Source organism: Paenibacillus sp. FJAT-26967 (genome assembly GCF_001541095.1).
GTDB lineage: Bacteria > Bacillota > Bacilli > Paenibacillales > NBRC-103111 > Paenibacillus_F.
The window spans coordinates 434,374-452,574 of sequence record NZ_LMXH01000002.1; the positions used below are offsets into that span (position 1 = coordinate 434,374).

The 18,201-nt window shown below is 49.6% G+C and carries 13 protein-coding genes; 11 read left to right on the top strand and 2 right to left on the bottom strand.

Translation table 11 applies throughout. From position 1 onward, the window contains the following. The first annotated feature begins 582 nt into the window (after positions 1 to 582). The 11 genes from AR333_RS11905 (at position 583) to AR333_RS11955 (ending at position 16,599) form a co-directional block, all read left to right on the top strand. Positions 583 to 1,356: a hypothetical protein gene (locus tag AR333_RS11905; RefSeq protein WP_068775579.1), complete on the top strand. Its 774-nt coding sequence runs from the start codon at positions 583 to 585 to the stop codon at positions 1,354 to 1,356. A gap of 667 nt (positions 1,357 to 2,023) precedes the next feature. Next, on the top strand, positions 2,024 to 2,587 hold the full coding sequence (gene cotE, locus AR333_RS11910) for an outer spore coat protein CotE (RefSeq protein WP_068775580.1): 564 nt from the start codon (positions 2,024 to 2,026) through the stop codon (positions 2,585 to 2,587). 100 nt (positions 2,588 to 2,687) lie between these two features. After that, a complete protein-coding gene (locus tag AR333_RS11915) occupies positions 2,688 to 4,262 on the top strand; it encodes a hypothetical protein (RefSeq protein WP_068775581.1) in 1,575 nt (524 codons plus the stop codon). A gap of 51 nt (positions 4,263 to 4,313) precedes the next feature. Continuing rightward, a complete protein-coding gene (mutS, locus tag AR333_RS11920) occupies positions 4,314 to 7,067 on the top strand; it encodes a DNA mismatch repair protein MutS (protein ID WP_068775582.1) in 2,754 nt (917 codons plus the stop codon). A gap of 112 nt (positions 7,068 to 7,179) precedes the next feature. After that, positions 7,180 to 8,619, top strand: a complete 1,440-nt coding sequence (locus tag AR333_RS11925; RefSeq protein ID WP_068775583.1) for a S41 family peptidase — start codon at positions 7,180 to 7,182, stop codon at positions 8,617 to 8,619. 12 nt (positions 8,620 to 8,631) lie between these two features. Further along, positions 8,632 to 11,064 carry a DNA mismatch repair endonuclease MutL gene (mutL, locus tag AR333_RS11930; RefSeq protein ID WP_068775584.1) on the top strand — a complete coding sequence of 811 codons (2,433 nt, stop codon included), beginning with the start codon at positions 8,632 to 8,634 and terminating at the stop codon, positions 11,062 to 11,064. A 191-nt stretch (positions 11,065 to 11,255) separates the two neighbouring features. Further along, complete coding sequence (locus tag AR333_RS11935; RefSeq protein ID WP_068775585.1) at positions 11,256 to 12,029, top strand: class I SAM-dependent methyltransferase; 774 nt, start codon at positions 11,256 to 11,258, stop codon at positions 12,027 to 12,029. Beyond that, the gene (gene miaA / locus AR333_RS11940) at positions 12,023 to 12,997 is read left to right on the top strand and encodes a tRNA (adenosine(37)-N6)-dimethylallyltransferase MiaA (RefSeq protein ID WP_068775586.1); all 975 of its coding nucleotides are present in this window, start codon (positions 12,023 to 12,025) and stop codon (positions 12,995 to 12,997) included. The genes AR333_RS11935 and miaA overlap by 7 nt, the downstream gene beginning before the upstream one ends. Positions 12,998 to 13,055: 58 nt before the next feature. Further along, complete coding sequence (hfq, locus tag AR333_RS11945) at positions 13,056 to 13,304, top strand: RNA chaperone Hfq (RefSeq protein ID WP_068775587.1); 249 nt, start codon at positions 13,056 to 13,058, stop codon at positions 13,302 to 13,304. Between the two features lie 155 nt (positions 13,305 to 13,459). Beyond that, on the top strand, positions 13,460 to 16,108 hold the full coding sequence (locus AR333_RS11950; protein WP_084783620.1) for a transglycosylase domain-containing protein: 2,649 nt from the start codon (positions 13,460 to 13,462) through the stop codon (positions 16,106 to 16,108). 152 nt (positions 16,109 to 16,260) lie between these two features. Beyond that, positions 16,261 to 16,599: a hypothetical protein gene (locus tag AR333_RS11955; RefSeq protein WP_253735814.1), complete on the top strand. Its 339-nt coding sequence runs from the start codon at positions 16,261 to 16,263 to the stop codon at positions 16,597 to 16,599. A 111-nt stretch (positions 16,600 to 16,710) separates the two neighbouring features. Here AR333_RS11955 and AR333_RS11960 read toward each other — a convergent pair whose 3' ends face one another. Together AR333_RS11960 and AR333_RS11965 are read right to left on the bottom strand one after the other, a co-directional pair. Then, positions 16,711 to 16,926, bottom strand: coding sequence for a hypothetical protein (locus AR333_RS11960; RefSeq protein WP_068775589.1), 216 nt, complete (start codon positions 16,924 to 16,926; stop codon positions 16,711 to 16,713). Positions 16,927 to 17,158: 232 nt separating this feature from the next. Then, positions 17,159 to 18,028, bottom strand: a complete 870-nt coding sequence (locus tag AR333_RS11965; RefSeq protein WP_068775590.1) for an SDR family oxidoreductase — start codon at positions 18,026 to 18,028, stop codon at positions 17,159 to 17,161. Positions 18,029 to 18,201 lie beyond the last annotated feature (173 nt).

Below are 18,201 nucleotides of genomic sequence, written 5' to 3' on the forward strand. Positions count from 1 at the left end.
CGGAAAGCCTTTTAATAGTACGCCCAGTATGGACGTCATCTCTAGGGTGAAAGTCCCGAACGGGGGCTGGCGTACGCCGTTAGCCAAGAGCAAGGATGTCTGCCTCAAGGCAGAATTTGAAGGAAGTTGGAGTCAATGCACGAGTAGTTAGTAACGGGATGTCAGCAATAATTCCCAGCGCTAAAATGACAATTACAGCCTTTGATTCGATTTAAAAAAGTAGATTGTTCAAGGTACTTTAAATTAGTCGGTATAAATTATCAACCAAATTATAGAAGTTATAAAATATGAAAACAGTAGAGCTCCAATAACTGTGTTTAAGCGATATGGTCGATTCAGTCGAATAAGTTTTATAATTGTAATAAAATTGAAGAAAAACCAAAGAGCTAAGATCGGTGTACCATAAAGTAATAACGCAGCCATAAAATCACCCCCATAAAACTAGTGTGCATTTCTTGAGAAAAATTTACAATAAAAGAAGTTTAATTGAATATATGTATAATAATATATATTGATCCGAACATAGATTTCAAAGGATTTTTTTTGATGCGTAAATTTTTGTTTTTTTATTAGCAGTTGTTTATGTTTCCGACAGCGGTTTGTGCATCCGAGGTTTCAAATGATCAGAGTTCTTTTAATCAATTTATTAATCTTACACCTGAAGAGAGGGTTATCCTTAAAAAAGAAGTTGGTCTTACAGATGCAGAAATAGATATGACTGAAGTGGATATTTTAAAAAGATTAATTTCTGAAGGCGCAAAAAAAATTGGTGGAGGTATAAGAGGGTTTCAAATTACCGATAAAAAAGAAATGATTGAAACTCAAGATTTGACGAGAAGCGATATTATGATCGGCGCAGTAGGTTATACAGTTGGTTCAGATCGAACGGGATACAAAAAGTTGTACCTTTATGGAAATTTCGAGTGGCTTACTTTTCCAACCTGGTATTTAACAGATAAAATGACAATTGGTTACCCCTCGACTACGAAATTTTTCTTACCTACGAGCAGTGGCTATATAACAGGGCATGAAAACAGATTATGTGATAAGGTTAATTCATTTGATGCCTGGGTTTGCCAAACCAGCTATACCCCAGCTGATTACGCATACGGAAATGTTGGTATTTCTGCGACATATGACATAAGTATCGGAAGACCCTACATGAAAGGTATGATAGGTCAATATGTTTATGTAGATGAGAAAGAGTCAGGTACAGCTAATCTAATAATAAATTATGGACATAGGAAAGGAGGCGTTGGCGCTCCGTCTGTAGATGTTTACCCTACTATTGGATTAACAGTATCCCCGTCAGTAGTGACAGATGTACTTCCTTATTACACTCAAGTTAGTTGGTAAGGTAGCATTAAGCTGCTACTTTATTACAAATTAGACTTCTAGATGTATTCTGGATTAGGCCCTTTAGAATAAACATTGGAAAAACCTCTGGGTTTAACCTATGAATTCTAGGGGGATTTTTTATTTCAATTAGAGGACAAAAGTTCAATCGTATTCCGAAGAGACAGAGCATGGGGCGATTAAATTACACGTGAATAAGAAAAAGACAAATCTGCTTATTGCTTAAAATCTGGCCATCATGACAAATGAAGATGGAATTAAATGTCGGTATATGCAAAGAGTTTTTCAATAGTCTAATAAACGAGGTTGAACACCCTTCTAGAGAATGCGACCCCCTATCGTAAGATAAGGAGGGCTTAAACTTGGAAGGTACTTTGATCCCCCTGTTTCAAGAACGGGGCAGTCTCTTTAATCCATAATTGTTTTTCTATTTATCATTTCATTATGAATGTGAACGATGAAGTAATTCTTCTGCAACTGGATTGACCAAGCTTTAGCCACTTTTCATCTGAACTGATTTGTTTCCATTCATTAAATATAGAACCGGAATGCTTGGATTTATGCGGGTTTTACAAAATATATGGATTAGATTGCATTCGTTCAATCAACAAACGCCTATGTCCTGCATACACTTGTAATGAATGATTGCATGGAGGAGGTTGAAAGGATGTCAATAGATAGAAATTTGCAAAGCAGAGAGATCCTCGTTAAAGCTGTCTGCGGCAAAGGACGCAAATTTTCGCACGTAAGCCATACCGTGACTCCGCCTCATGCTCCAACCAGTATCTTAGGCGCTTGGATTATTAACAATCAATACGAAGCCGTCAAGTCTGGAGAGGGAGTCGAGGTCGTCGGTACTTACGATATCAACATCTGGTACTCGTATGATAAGAATACGAAAACCGATGTCGCGAAAGAAACGGTTTCTTATGCGGAGGTAGTTGGTCTATCGTATCTGGACAAAAGACACAAATCGTCGACGGCAGAGGTTTCCGCGGTTGCGACGCAGGAACCTAACTGTGTAGAGGCAAGTATCGCCGGAGGCGGGAACGTGCTGATTCGCGTAGAGCGCGAGTTTCATGTAGAGCTGACGGCCGAAACGAAGGTGCATGTCATTGTAGACCCTAACGGTGGGGACTACGAAGAGAAGCATGTGGACTTCGATCTTATCGGAGATGACAGTGACTTCGAAGATCTGAATCCCGACCTGCTCGACGACGACATAAACTAAAAGCTTACGTTATTGTATGCGGCAGATGGAGCTGCTGTAGAGGGCGATTGCCCTCTTTTTTGTTTCTCTGGCGCAAATGGGCATCGGGGAGGGGTGAAGGATGAAGGTATTCGTTCTATATGCGGTGGAAGATACGAAGACAGAATTGCTGCTCGGAAAAGAACTGGGTCATGCGGCCGGAACGACAATTCCCGGATACAATACGGCTTTGATTTTATGGGGAATGCCTGCCGGGTTGCATAAGAATGCGTTAAATTCTCCTTCTATAAAAAGAGTACTTCAGCCACCAGACGCGATACGACTAGCTCTGGACAATGAAGCGGCTTCAAAGCAATTAGCCGTTCACGGCATACGAACTTCCCACCGGTCCGGGTCCGGTGATCTGCCCAGGTCAGGATCTGCTGGGGCAAAGCATGGAACCGGTATTTCCCTTCACGGCTTAGGTGAGTCCGGTTCACGGACTGGTGTTATCTCGTCTACTGCCGGCCGAAGGGACTCCCGGAGATATAGTCATGAATTCCTGGTCCATCTATTTCATATGGAAGTTCTCACGGTTTTCCATCGGAAGAATTCCCTGTTGCTCCCGGGTCTTGCCGGAAGTGATTCCTTGAGCTACCAGGAAGTCGGAGCGGACCGGCACACGTTTCATTACCAGCGGGCGGTCCGGGAATCTGTTAAGGCCGTGTATGCGCTCGGCCTGGACTACGGGCTCGTACACGTGGCGATCGAGCCGTCCGGCCGCACGGTTGTGCTGCGCGTGCATCCCGTCCCTGCGCTGGATGCCAAGCTTGCGGCGCTTTATGCCCGCGCAATCGAGCGCTATGCGGCGAGTCTCGCGGAGGAGCTTGCCCGGACAGAGCCTGCGGTACTCGGCAGCGATCCCGAGTTCCTGCTGGTGAGTCCGGGCGGGAAGGTCGTCTCCGCCTCCAAATATTTGGGGCGGGAGGGTCAGGCGGGCTGCGATGCCATCGTGCTCAGCGGCCACCGCGTCATTATGCCGCTGGCTGAGCTTCGCCCGCAGCCGAGCAGCGATCCGGCTCAGCTCGCGGCTAACCTGCGTGCTGCGATGATCACCGCTGCCCGTCAGATCGGCAACGCAAGCCTCGCGTGGGTATCCGGGGGGATGCCGCTGCCCGGCTTTCCGCTCGGCGGGCACGTACATTTCAGCCGCTGCTGGCTGAATACCCATCTGCTGCGCGCACTCGACAACTACCTCGCGCTGCCGCTTATGCTGATCGAAGGGGAGTCAACCGCTCGCCGCAGACCGCGTTACGGCCTGCTGGGCGATTACCGCCGCCAGCGCAGTCACGGCGGCTTCGAGTACCGCACGCTGCCGAGCTGGCTCGTCTCCCCGCAAATTACGCTCGGAGTGTTTGCTCTAGCCCGGCTAATTGCGGACGGATACGAGGAGCTCCGCCAGCGTCCTTTAGACGATATAGCGCTTCAGCGGGCATATTACCAAGGGGAGAAGAAGCTCCTTGCCGAAGCGGTTGAAGGTCTCTGGCCCGATCTTGAGAAGGCCGCACTTTTCAGGGAGTTTGCACGCTATATCAAACCGCTTCAGAAGCAGATCTGGCAAATGGAAGGTTGGCGGGAGCTGGAGGATTTTAGGCCCGCCTGGAAAATCCGGCCCGTTAGCCGTAAAGAAGATGACAGGCAGGAAAACATGGTATAATGAAAACATTCTAGGGCAGCATTACTAGCTGGACGTTTGTCGGAGGTTAAGATGACTCAAACTCAATATACGCCAATGATTCAACAGTATCTGGCAATTAAGGCTCAAGTGCCGGATGCTTTTTTGTTTTTCCGCTTGGGGGACTTCTATGAATTATTTTTCGAAGACGCCATATCCGCATCCAGAGAACTGGAAATAACCTTGACGGGCCGCGGTGGCGGCGTGGATGAGCGCATCCCGATGTGCGGGGTTCCCTATCATTCTGCGGATAACTATATTTCCCGTTTGATAGAAAAAGGTTTTAAAGTCGCGATCTGTGAACAGGTTGAAGACCCGGCGGCAGCCAAGGGTGTCGTGCGGCGTGAAATCGTCCGCATTGTGACCCCGGGCACCGTTATGGACGGCAAAACGCTCGGAGAGACGAGCAATAATTACATAGCGGCCGTATCTATCGCTGACGGAAGCTATGGGTTTAGTGCGTGCGACGTATCTACGGGGGAGCTGTACGCAACTTCGCTCCACAGCTCTTTCCAGATGCTGATCGACGAACTGAACGCCTATGCGCCTACGGAGATTATCGGGAAGGAAGAACTGCTTGAAGAGGTTCGTAAACCGCTCCTCCAGACGGCCAAATCAGCTGTCTTTACTTCCTGGGATCGTCTGGGTGACGATCACCTGCATGCGCAGTTTGGTGTTCAAGCAGTCGAAGCTCTGGATGTCTCCTCCAGGCTTGCTGTATCGGCCCTGCTCGCTTATTTACTAGAGACTCAGAAGCAGAGTCTTACGCATATCAAAGAAATACGTGCTTATTCCCCGCAGCAGTTCATGACGATGGATCCTTTTACCCGCCGTAATCTTGAACTGGTCGAAACCGTTCGTGAGCGAAGCCGCAAAGGTTCTTTGCTCTGGCTTCTGGATGAGACGGTGACGGCAATGGGGGCGCGAATGCTCAAGCGGTGGATCGAGAAACCGCTGATGCAAGCGGAGGCGATCCGCAGCAGACATGATGCCGTAGACATACTCTATAACCAGATTATGCTGCGCGACGATCTGCAGAGCGTCCTGAAGGAAGTCTATGATCTGGAGAGATTGGTTGCCCGGATGGCTTACGGCAGCGCCAATGCCCGCGACATGGTAGCTCTCCGGGTTTCCCTGGAGCAGGTTCCGCGCCTCAAAGCCGTGTGCGCAGATGCCGGTGCCTCTGTACTGGAGAAGCTGGTGGAAGATATGGACCCTTGCTCCGATATTGCGGATTGGATACGCAGCACCATAGAAGACGAACCGCCTGTCTCTGTCCGGGATGGCGGAATGATCCGTGAAGGGTGCCATGATTATCTGGACCAGCTGCGTGAAGCCAGCACGAACGGCAAGCGCTGGATTGCCGAACTGGAAAGAAGCGAGAGGGAAGCGACCGGAATCCGCACACTCAAGGTCGGCTACAACCGGGTCTTCGGATATTATATTGAAGTTACCAAAGCTAATGTAGGCGCGCTGCCTGAGGGACGCTATGAGCGCAAGCAGACACTTGCCAATGCGGAGCGCTTCGTTACACCTGAGCTGAAGGAGAAGGAAGCCTTAATCCTGGAGGCGGAAGACAAACGGACCGATCTGGAGTACGAATTGTTCGTGCAGCTGCGCGAGCGTATTTCGGATCAGACCGGCCGCCTGCAGAAGCTGGCTGAAGCGATTGCGGAGCTGGATGTGTACCAGTCTCTGGCAACCGTCAGCGCATCTAACCGCTTCACACGTCCCGAGATTAGTGACGGCTATGACCTGCTGGTCGAAGAAGGCCGTCATCCGGTCGTTGAAGCCGTACTCGACAGCGGAGCTTTCATCGAGAACGAGACGAAGCTCACTGCCGATGACGGCAGCATGCTGCTCATTACCGGTCCTAATATGGCCGGTAAGAGCACCTATATGCGTCAGGTGGCCGTAATCTGCCTGATGGCGCAGATCGGCTGTTTCGTTCCCGCCCGCAGCGCGGTTGTGCCGATCATCGACCGCATCTTCACGCGCATCGGCGCAGCGGACGATCTGATCGGAGGGCAGAGCACGTTCATGGTCGAGATGATGGACATCCAGATCATGACGGAGAAAGCGACCGCCCGCAGCCTCGTTATTATCGACGAGCTGGGCCGGGGCACTTCTACGGGCGAAGGAATGGCGATCGCCCAGGCCGTGATCGAGTTCCTGCATCACAAGATTGGCTGCAAGACACTCGTCTCGACCCATTTCCACGAGCTGGCTCACTTGGAGGAGACGCTGCCTCAGCTGCGCAATTACTGCATGGCCGTTAAAGAAAGCGGGCAGCAGGTAACTTTCCTGCGCAAGCTGATCCGGGGCGCCGCCAGCACAAGCTACGGCATCTACTGCGCAGAAATTGCGGGACTGCCGGATACCATCATCACCCGCTCTTATGAACTGCTGCAAACTTTTGAGACGAGAGCGGCGCTTGGATCGGGAGAAGAAACAGCTGCGCCTGCCGATGAGAAGGCGCCCGTTCGATCAGGTATACGTTTAAGAAGTACTCCTGCAGATAAGCCGTATGCGGAGCCGGAAGCTGCACAGAGCGCTGAGAAACAGGTAATTGCAGACACTGGACTGGGAGCGGGGGGAAGTACACCTTCTGCAGCAGCTTTTGAACAGCTGAGTCTTTTTGGCGAACCGCAGCCTAAGCAAGTAAGCGCCAAGCCGGACCCCAAAGTCCAGTCGGTTATCGATCAGCTTAAATCGCTGGACCTGCTGAATATGACTCCTCTTCAAGCGATTAATGTGATGCATGAGCTTAGAAAGAAACTTCAATAGTTTCATTTATGGATCCAACTGTTCACAGCTGACACACCCTTGACTATACAACATGAGCATGCTGATGATGTTAACAGCTATTTTTCTTAATCTTATAAAAGGGTGATTTTCGATGGTTTTTACCGGATTCCGTAAATTCAAGACAGTCCTCCTCCTGGCAGCTGCAATTGGAGGTGTACTTCCTGCTTCGGCCGCATGGGCACAGGAAAGCGCACAGATCACCCAAGAGGTCAGAGAACTTCTTGGTCAATATCATGTCAGCGGCATCAAGGACAGCGAACTGAAGGGCAAGAACATTGAGGAAATGATTGATCTTCTTAAGAAGAAGGATCCTTATACGGTATATTTTACGAAAGAAGAATTGAATAAGTTTACGAATAATCTGGAAAGCAACTATTACGGGATCGGTGCTCAGATGGGCATGGATGAACAGGGGATTTACGTAGATAAAGTGTTTGAAGGATCACCTGCCGAGAAGAGCGGTTTAAAGAAAGAAGATTACATTATGAAGGTCGAAGGAGTTCCTGCCCAGGGCAAAAGTCTCGATGAGGTCGTCAATACGATCCTCGGACCGGATGGAACGAAGGTCAAACTGACGATTGACCGTGAGGGCAAGAAGATGGATATGACCATCACCCGTGGTATGATTCAGATGCCTAACGTAACGAGTTACCTGCTGACACCGTCAATCGGTTATATGGATATCGACAGTTTCTCGAGCGATTCGGACGAGCTGTTCAAAGCTCATCTGGATGCGCTTCAAGAGATGGGCATGACTTCACTCGTCATTGATCTTCGGGATAACCTTGGCGGACTGGTCGAGTCGGCTCAGAATATCGCTTCCAATTTTGTGGAGGAGGGCGTCTTTGCGCATACGAAAAACCGGGACGGACAGGACAACCCGATTCAGATTACTAAAGGCAGCAAACTGAATGTACCCGTCTTTGTGCTTATGAATGAAAATAGCGCGAGCGCATCTGAAATGCTGGCGGGTGCACTGCAGGATTACGGAGCCGCTAAAGTTGTCGGGATGAAAAGTTATGGCAAGGGAAGCATGCAGAGCGTCTACAGCTTAAGTGACGGCAGTGCGCTTAAAGTGACGATAGAGGAATATTTAACCCCTTCCATGAAGCCTGTTAACGGGGTGGGCATCCAGCCGAATGTAAAATCAGACGGCTACACGGCCCAAATGATTACGGTGCTCCGCAAAGCCGGTCTCACGGAATTCCGAGTTGAAGTGGGCAAGCATGATGTGACTGTCAATCAGATTGAAGTCACGGAACCTCATAGACCTATCCGTGAGAAGGGTCAAGTCTATGTGGCTTCGCGTACGCTGGCAGCGCTAATAGGCGCTGATATCGAGTGGAACCAGGGGATACAAGGTGTTGAAATTAATCTGTCACAGGGTCGTAAATCGACCTTTGCCTTATCCGCAGGAAGCCTGCTGCTCAAAGACGGGACGAGCTACATTAATCTTGATAAATTTGATGACAATTACCCTCAGCTGCAGTGGACGGATGCTAATAACCTGCTGCAGCTCGACATAGAATAGGAGTAGGTTAAGATGGGCAAAATTCGGCTTCTAGATGAGCATATCGCCAACCAAATCGCAGCCGGCGAAGTTGTGGAACGACCCGCATCGGTCGTGAAGGAACTGGTCGAGAACTCTATTGACGCCGGAAGCAGCCGTATCGATGTTGTTGTGGAAGAAGGCGGTCTTCAATTAATCCGGGTAACGGACAATGGCGCTGGAATTGAAGGCGAAGATTGTGAAATGGCTTTTTTCCGTCATGCGACGAGCAAAATCAATTCCGGCAAGGATCTGTTCTCGATTCGCACCTTGGGATTCAGGGGAGAGGCATTGCCCAGTATTGCCGCCGTATCCAAAACCGAAGTGATTACAGCGACGGATGGCAGCGGACTGGGCCGCAAACTGGCCGTAGAAGGCGGTCATGTTGCTGCACATGAAGAAGCAGCCGCCCGCAAAGGCACCGATATTTCGGTCAAAGAGCTGTTTTATAACACACCGGCACGTTTGAAATATATGAAGACGATCCAAACAGAGTTAGGACACATTTCGGATTATATGTACCGGCTTTCTCTGGCGCATCCCGATATCGCCTTTACTTTGAAGCATAACGGGAACACGCTTCTGCAAACTCTGGGCAAGGGAGATCTCCTACAGGTAATCGCCGGGGTATACGGTTCGGCAGTCGGGAAGCAAATGCTTCGAGTGGAGGAAGAAAGCCTGGATTATAAAATCACCGGTTATATTTCCCGTCCCGAGCTGAACCGGGCTAACCGGAGTGCCATTTCGACAATCATTAACGGCAGGTATGTGAGAAGTTTCGCCGTTCAGCATGCGATTATGAACGGGTATCATACATTGCTGCCGATTAACCGGTTCCCGGTGGTGATACTTCATATAGAGATGGACCCTTCGCTGGTGGATGTCAACGTGCACCCATCCAAGCTGGAAGTACGGTTCAGCAAAGAACCTGAGCTGATCCGTATGGTCGAGGACCTGATCAAGCAAGCGCTCGGCCAGCAGGTTCTTATTCCCAAAGGCGTACAGCAAACCGCGCGCATTAAAGAGAACTTCGTGCAGGAGACGATGACGCTTTACCGGCCCGAAGCCGAGCCGCTTCTTCAGGCAGAGACTACCCCTGCCAAATGGAGAGAGCAGTACAAGCCGGATACGGCAGCTTGGGATCATAAGCAGCTTCAGAATCAGCGGCCGGCATCGGCATCGCCGGGTATAGATCCGCAAGCGGATGTTGCTCCCGTCTCTCCGGGGAGAACGGAGGCGTCAGATGCGCCTCAGCCCGGACAATTCAAGCGGCCCCAAGCAGCTCGGGAGGAACGCGCCGCCGGGGGTACCAATCACTTGGGCGACGACACCGCGCTTGCGCGCAATGCCGGTCCGAGTGCTCCTGCAGCTGGTCATGAGTCCGCCGGCTCAGAAGCCGCCCAATCCGGAGCCGGGCAGGGGGCGCCCGCTGGAGCAGGGGGCGCCGTTGATGCCGCTGCAGGCAGTCCGCAGCAACGCCTTGGCGGCGATCCCGCACCATCGCGCGAGTATGCTCCGGGCGCGTCCGCAGACGGGCAGCCGATAACTGCGGCTGCGCAGCACGGCCTCGGCGCAGCTCCGGACGCACCAGCCGGGCAGAGCACGGATGCTTATACGGACGCGTCCGTACCATTGCCGGACGCTCCGCCACCCGAGCCGCCGGCAGAGCCCGCCGGAGCATCCGGCTATGAGCCGCAGGCTCCGCATCGCAGCGCCGAGCGCCGGACGCAGCCTCAAGAGCGCCGGACCGGACAGGAAGACCGGCCCTTCTCCCGTGAGGCTGCGGGGAACCTGATGTCCTCGCTGCATACCCGCAGCGACAAGGAAGCGCTCCGGCGGCCGGATTTTCCGTCTCTTGCGCCAATCGGACAGCTGCACGGCACGTATCTCCTTGCCCAGAATGAAGCCGGGCTGTATATGATTGACCAGCACGCAGCGCATGAGAGGATCAACTACGAGTACTATTACACGAAGTTCGGCGAACCCCAGGAAGCCAGCCAGGAACTACTCGTGCCGATTCCGCTGGAGTTTACATCTGTGGATTTTATTGCCCTCCAGGAGAAGCTTCCACTTCTCGAACAAGTGGGCGTTTATCTGGAAGCTTTTGGGGGTAATACGTACCTGGTAAGGGCGTATCCGCACTGGTTTCCGGCAGGGGATGAACAGAGCATTGTGGAAGAAATGTGCGAGTGGATTTTGACGGAACGCAAGGGCGTCGACCTCTCGAAGCTGCGGGAAAAATCTTCGACTCTTTGCTCGTGCAAAGCTTCCATTAAAGCGAATCAAAGCTTGAGTACAGCGGAGATGGAGGCATTATTGGACCGGTTGGGGAGCTGTGTGAACCCGTACACTTGTCCGCATGGAAGGCCGGTTGTGATTTCTTTTTCAACCTATGAGTTGGAAAAAATGTTTAAACGCGTCATGTGAACGTCCGCTGCATAACACCATTTTGACTCCGTTAATTGATCTTTCCAGAGATAGGATAGACGGTAACGATGTCTAGGCAGGGCATTTTGACGCGTTTTGAGCATTATGTTATGTTGTACATGTCTGTTGATCTGGCATCTTTACGTGTCGAAGATGCATATTTGGCTACTATATGAATGAGGGAATATTTCGTGCTTGTGACTACTTCTTATGATCCGTCAAATGAAGAATTGGAAGAAGCGGTGAACCTCGCTCGATCACTGGGTGCCCGTTTGGTGCGCAGGGGTCACAGCGGGCTTTCCAAACTCCGGTCCCGTTATTCCGATAACGAAATTATGCTGGTGACCCGTGACGGTCTGCGCTTTGATTACGGAGGCGATCATCCGCTTTTCTTCCATCCGAGCATGTCTCTGGTACGCTACAAAAGAATTCGCCAGAACATGCCCGATGCTCTGCTCGAGCTGTCCAAGGCTAAGCCCGGGGATGTTGTTGTTGATTGTACCGCGGGTCTGGCCTCGGACTCGATTATTTTCTCATATGCCGCCGGGCCGAAGGGTCAGGTTATTGCCTGGGAGAACAGCCCTGTACTCGCTTCTCTCTTAGAAGCGGGTCTTCGGACTTATGTGACCGGGCATGCTGATTTTGATGACGCTATGAGGCGTATCGAAGTCCGGCATGGCGATCATCTGTCGGGGCTGCGCGCGATGCCGGACCGAAGCTGTGATATCGTGTATTTCGATCCCATGTTCCGAAGTCCTATTGAGCAGTCGTCGGGGATTTCACCGCTGCGAAGTACTGCTGATGACCGTGCTCTTGAGGCTGCTGCAGTCATGGAGGCCAGGCGGGTAGCAAGACGCTGCGTCATTCTCAAGGAAAGCAGAGAGAGCAGTGAATTCACCCGGCTTGGCTTCAATGAAGTCACGAACTCCGGAGCTAAACTTGCCTACGGGGTGATTTCATGCTGAATACAATGAATGCGAAGCCGCGTCTGCTGGCGTTAATCGGACCTACTGCGGTAGGGAAAACGAAATTGAGCCTGGAAATCGCGGAGCAATTTGGCTGTGAGATTATTTCGGGTGACTCCATGCAGGTCTACCGAGGGATGGATATCGGAACCGCGAAGATTACACCCGAGGAAAGACAGCGTGCCGTGCATCACATGATCGATATTCATGAACCGGGTTATCCGTTCTCGGTTGCCGAGTTTCAGCAGCGTGTCCGCGAGCTTGTTACGGAGATAACAGCGCGCGGCAAGCTTCCTTTTCTAGTTGGAGGAACGGGGCTGTATGTAGAATCGGTCTGCTATGAGTATCAATTCCTTGAAGTGGGAGCGGATGAAGAGTTCCGTCAGAGTCAGCATTTGTTTGCGGAACAGCATGGGGATGAGGCCCTCCACAGGAAACTGCAGGAGGTAGACCCCGGTTCTGCCGCAAAATTGCACCCCAATGATAGAAGAAGGGTCATCCGCGCTCTGGAGGTTTACCATTTGACAGGCGAGCCGCTTTCCGTTCATGCAGCTTCCCAGAAAAAAGAATCTCCTTACGAACTATGTATAGTCGGTCTGACTATGGACCGCCAGCAGTTGTACAGCCGGATCGAAGAAAGAATCGACCTCATGATGGCTGAAGGGCTTGTGGATGAGGTTCAAAGGCTGCTTGAGAGCGGAGTACCCCGCGGATCAGTCGCGATGCAGGGCCTGGGCTACAAAGAGATAGTCTCTTACCTGGACGGAGAGATTACGCTGGATAGAGCCGTAGAGCTTCTCAAACGCGACACTAGACATTTTGCCAAAAGACAGTTGTCCTGGTTCCGCCATATGCGCGATATTCAATGGATCGACGTTACCGAGCCCTCAAACTTTTCTAGGCATCTCGATAAATTCCGTGATATAATAACAGGAAAGTTTGTACACGATAACGAATATAATGCATAAGCAAACGCTTGCTTTTTAAGAGCAGCTTAGTTTGAATATGTTAAGGGGGACCCTTCTGATGAAACAGTCGATTAATATTCAGGACAATTTTCTGAACCAGCTCCGCAAAGAAAGCATTCCCGTTACCGTATATTTAACAAACGGGTTTCAAATCAGAGGGTTGATTCGCGGATTTGACAATTTTACCATTATTATTGACAGCGACGGACGTCAGCAAATGGTTTATAAGCATGCCATTTCGACTTTCACGCCGCAGCGTCCCGTTTCACTGATGCCGGCAGCTACAGATCCAGCATCGGCAGAATAAGGAAGCAGAAACTTTTTGACCGCGAGATTCGTATATAACTAAAGAACCGTCCGGAACAACCTTATTCCATAGGGTTGTTCTTTTAATAGGACGGCATATTTGCAAGGCGGCCTGCCCCAGAGAGAGAGCCATTGCACAGAAAGAGAGGGAGCAAGATGGCACCAAGCAATAACAACAATAACAGCAATAACAGCAATAACAGCAAGAAACCTCCTGTAAAGAAGAAGAAGAAAAAGACGAGCGGTATGAAGGTATTACTGGGCCTTGTTATCGCCGCCCTTCTTGCGCTGATATGCGCTTTGGGTATTTATTTGGTCGTTTATATGAACGGGGTTAAAATTCTTCGCGAGAACTTCGATAAGCTCGAAGATCCGCTGAACGCTTCCGTAATCTATGACTCCGGAAATACCGAGATCGCGAAGCTCATAAAAGAAAACCGGGAGAATGTGAAATTCGAAGAATTCCCGGATATGCTGGTGAAAGCATTCGTTGCAACTGAGGACCGCAGGTTCTGGGAGCATGGCGGTGTTGATATTTGGTCGATCGGACGGGCGGTAGTCAAGGACGTGATCGCAAGAAGCGCGGTTGAAGGGGCAAGTACGATCACTCAGCAGCTTGCGAAGAACGTGTTCTTGAATTCCGATAAAACCTTTTTCCGTAAAGGTACCGAGATGTCGATTGCACTCGCCCTGGAGCAAGAGAAATCTAAGGAAGAAATTCTCGAGAAGTATTTAAATCGTATTTATTTTGGCAGTCAGGCTTACGGGGTTAAGGCTGCCTCCAAACGTTATTTTGGTATTACGGATTTGAAAAAGCTGGAGCTTTGGCAGATCGCGACACTGGCAGGATTGCCGAAGGCTCCTTCCAAGTATTCGCCAATTTCTGATCCGCAGGCTTCCAAGGAAAGAAGAGAAGTCATTCTGAGGCTGATGACCGATCAGGGAATTATTACGGAAGAGCAGCGTGCCCAGGCTGCAGCGGTAGATTATAATCCGGAGACGGCTACCTCGATCGCGCAGGTTAATTTGTTCCCGACCTTCCGGGATTACGTGATAAAAGAAGCCAATGACAAGTATGGCGTTACTGAAGAGCAGATTTCCAACGGCGGATATAAGATCTATACGACTATGAACAGTGAAGCTCAAAAGGCTATGGACAAAGCCTATACGAATGCGAAGCTGTTCCAGCCCAACGGCCCCAAGCAGCCTATGCAGAGCGCCATGGTCATTGTGGATAACAGCAACGGCGGTATTGTTGCCATGATCGGTGGCCGCGATTATAAACCGAGTACATGGAACCGCGCGATTAAACCGAGACAGCCAGGATCTGCTTTTAAACCGGTTGTCGTGTATGCGCCTGCCATTGAAAAGAAGGGCTATTTGCCTTCTTCCATATTGGACGATACGAAGCAGGAATTTAACGGATACAATCCGCGTAACTATGATGGCCGGTACCTGGGCCAGGTTGATATGACTTACGCCATCAAGAAATCCAAGAATATTCCGGCGGTCTGGCTCCTGAGTAAGATCGGTATCAGCACAGGTAAGCAGTTCGCCGAATCTTTGGGTCTGACCTTTGATGAGAAAGATAACAATTTGGCGATTGCACTGGGCGGAATGACTCGCGGGGAATCCCCGCTGCAGATGGCTCAGGCATACTCGGCTTTTGCCAATAACGGGGTTCTCAATCCATCTTTCGCTATTCTCAAAATTGAGAAGAGTGACGGTACGCTCATCGAGCATAAGCCGGAGCCTAAGAAAGTGATGAGTGAAAAGACTTCCTGGTACATGACACAAATGATGCAGGAAGTATTAGCGGACGGCGGTACAGGAGTTAAAGCTAACTTCGGACGTCCGCTGGCAGGTAAGACAGGGTCCACGCAGTTAGATTTGAAAGGGCTCGAATCGGATTACAGAGATATCTGGTTCGTGGGTTATACTCCGCAGTGGACCGGAGCCGTCTGGACAGGGTTCGACGAAACGAATACGCAGCATTACGTGCGTAAAGCCTATTCCGACCGTGCCAATATGATTTTCAGCGCTGTTATGAGCGAAGCCATGAAAGGGATGCCTGTCAAAGGATTTGAACGTCCTAGCGGCGGCAAACCGATCGAGACTCCCAAACAGGAGATCAACACGGTAACCGATTTGAGGGCCCGTTTTGAAAATAATTCGGTCCGCTTAAGTTGGTCCGCGGCGAACGGTGCTGATTCTTATCAGGTATTCCGCAAAGGGCCTGAAGGAGATTTTGTTCCGATTACTCCATCGAATACGACGGAATATATCGATCAGGCTGTACAGCCTGGAGCCTCTTACCAGTATTATGTTGTTCCTGCTAATGGAGAAGCGGCCGGTGTTCAATCCAACGTAGCCTCAGTTACAGTGCCAGGTGAAGTTGCTCCAACGCCGACACCATCGGATCCGAATGAAAACGGAAGCGGTGAAGGAAACGGAAATGGTAACAATGGCAACAACAACGGTAATGGAAATAACGGGAATAACGGAAACAATGGTAACAACGGAAACAACGGCAACAACGGGAACAATGGAAATAACGGAAATAACGGAAATAACGGAAATAACGGAAATAACGGCAACGGAAACAACAATTCCGGCAGCGGGAACAACGGAGATCAGGAGGGTAACGAGAATGGGAATCAAGGGAATACGGCTTCCCCGTCGCCAACACCATCTGCTCCCCCTGTTTCCCCTAAACCGGGCCAAGGAGGAGCCGCTACTGAAAAACCGCCTGCCTCTGGGGCGGGAAATCCTCCGGATACGAGTGTAGGTACAGATGGCGGATAACTATGAACTCTCGTCACCATGAGATCAGGTAACTATAAGACCTCTCGCTGCCAATAGGCAGCGGGAGTTTTTTTATACATTTTTTGTATTTTCCTGTTGCATTTCTTATTAAACCGAGTATAATACTTGGTAAAGGACGACAGGAGATGCTGATGATGAGATCACCCTCAAGAAACGAATTATCCCGGATATGGGTGGATGATCATCTGGATCTCTACAATATGGCCCGCTTGTCAGGTGATCGAGCGTGGCAGGAACATATTCTTGCTCTTCTGGAAGAACGGGATGTACACGTTCAACGTTATTATCTGGAAACGATCAGACGTGAATTATGGCGGAAGTTTGATGCTATCAATCAGAAGATGCTGGATTTGTTTGAAGAATTGAAAATGACCGAAGACAGTCATAAGCAGGAACAATTAAGAGAGCAAATGTGGGAGCTTAAAACGATGCGGGTTGAAATTACGAAGAAGATCAATTCGAATAGCTGAATTTGGACATAAAAAAAGACATGCGGTGGACCGCTCTGCCGGGTTAAGAATGAAGCTCCGAATTCATTGTGGGATGAATAAGGAAGCGATAATAAAAATAATAACCTATGATTACATAGACATTTGTTTCATGTTGCTCATCATTTTCATCATCATCGTCATCATTTCATCGCATTCTTGCATTTTGTTCATCATCATATCCATGTCCATCTCAGGCATCATGTTCTTTTCAGTCATGCAGCCCATCATCATTTTCATGGAGTTCATTTTGCACATCATGTCATCCATGCACATGTTCATCATCATTTGCATACACATTTTTTCCATCTCAGGTTCCTCCTTTCTGTATGGGTTATTTCTACTACTCTAGTAAAATACCCTATTTACCAAAAAAAGGCAAGTGTTTTGAATGTATTTTTAAAAGAATTCGATGTCTATTCTGTGAAACCTACCCGAAATGGCCAGTTTTACTCAGACAAGGATGCACACAATCCCAAAAAAAGCTGCCGGTTCTTTTGAACCCGGCAGCTCTTTTTGTGATTGTTATCTACGCAACAGATTAACCGTTTACGACGGTTCCCCCGTTGATATGAAGGATCTGTCCCGCCATATAGGAGGAATCATCGGAAGCGAGGAAGACATAACTCGGTGCCAGCTCTTCCGGTTGACCTGCTCTCTTCATAGGCGTGTCCGAGCCGAATTCAGAAACTTTTTGCTCATCGAATGTAGAAGGAATGAGAGGGGTCCATATCGGCCCCGGCGCGACACCGTTCACGCGAATTCCTTTGTCGATTAGAGACTGGGACAATGCTCTCGTGAATGAGACAATCGCTCCCTTGGTCGATGAATAATCAATCAGTGTAGGGTTACCTTTATAGGCGGTAATGGATGCTGTATTAATAATGGAACTTCCGCGCGATAAGTGAGGAAGTGCCGCTTTCGTCAAATAGAACATAGAGAAAATATTGGTCCGGAATGTCTTCTCTAGCTGCTCGGCCGTTATATCTTCGATGCTATTCTGCGGATGCTGCTCTGCTGCATTATTAACGAGAATATCAAGCTTACCGAGTTCCGCTATGATTTTCTCTATAGTTTGTTTACAGAAAGACTCGTCTCCGATATCGCCAGGAATCAGAAGACACTTTCTGCCTTCCTGCTCGACTAGTGAACGGGTTTTCTCCGCATCCGAATGTTCATTCAAATAGACAATGGCTACATCAGCGCCCTCTTGGGCATAGGCAACTGCTACTGCTCGTCCTATCCCGCTGTCTCCACCCGTAATCAGTGCAGTTTTGCCTTCCAGTTTACCTGCGGGGCGGTATTTACGGTCCTGATATTGCGGCTGAGGATTCATTTGAGTCTCGATACCGGGCTGGTTATTTTGATGCTGCGGCGGAAAGGTTTGCTTCTGTTGGTTGTTAGATGTCATGACAATCGTCCCCTTTCTTGTTCCCTGTAATAGAATTCCGAAATTCCGGAATATTCATACCTCATAATAATGAGCGTAGTTAGACAAAGACCCGGCACACATACGCCCGGTGAGATAAACTCTAACAAACGAGTTAGGTCTGTCCAGACGTGCAGATTAAAACCAGCTCAAGA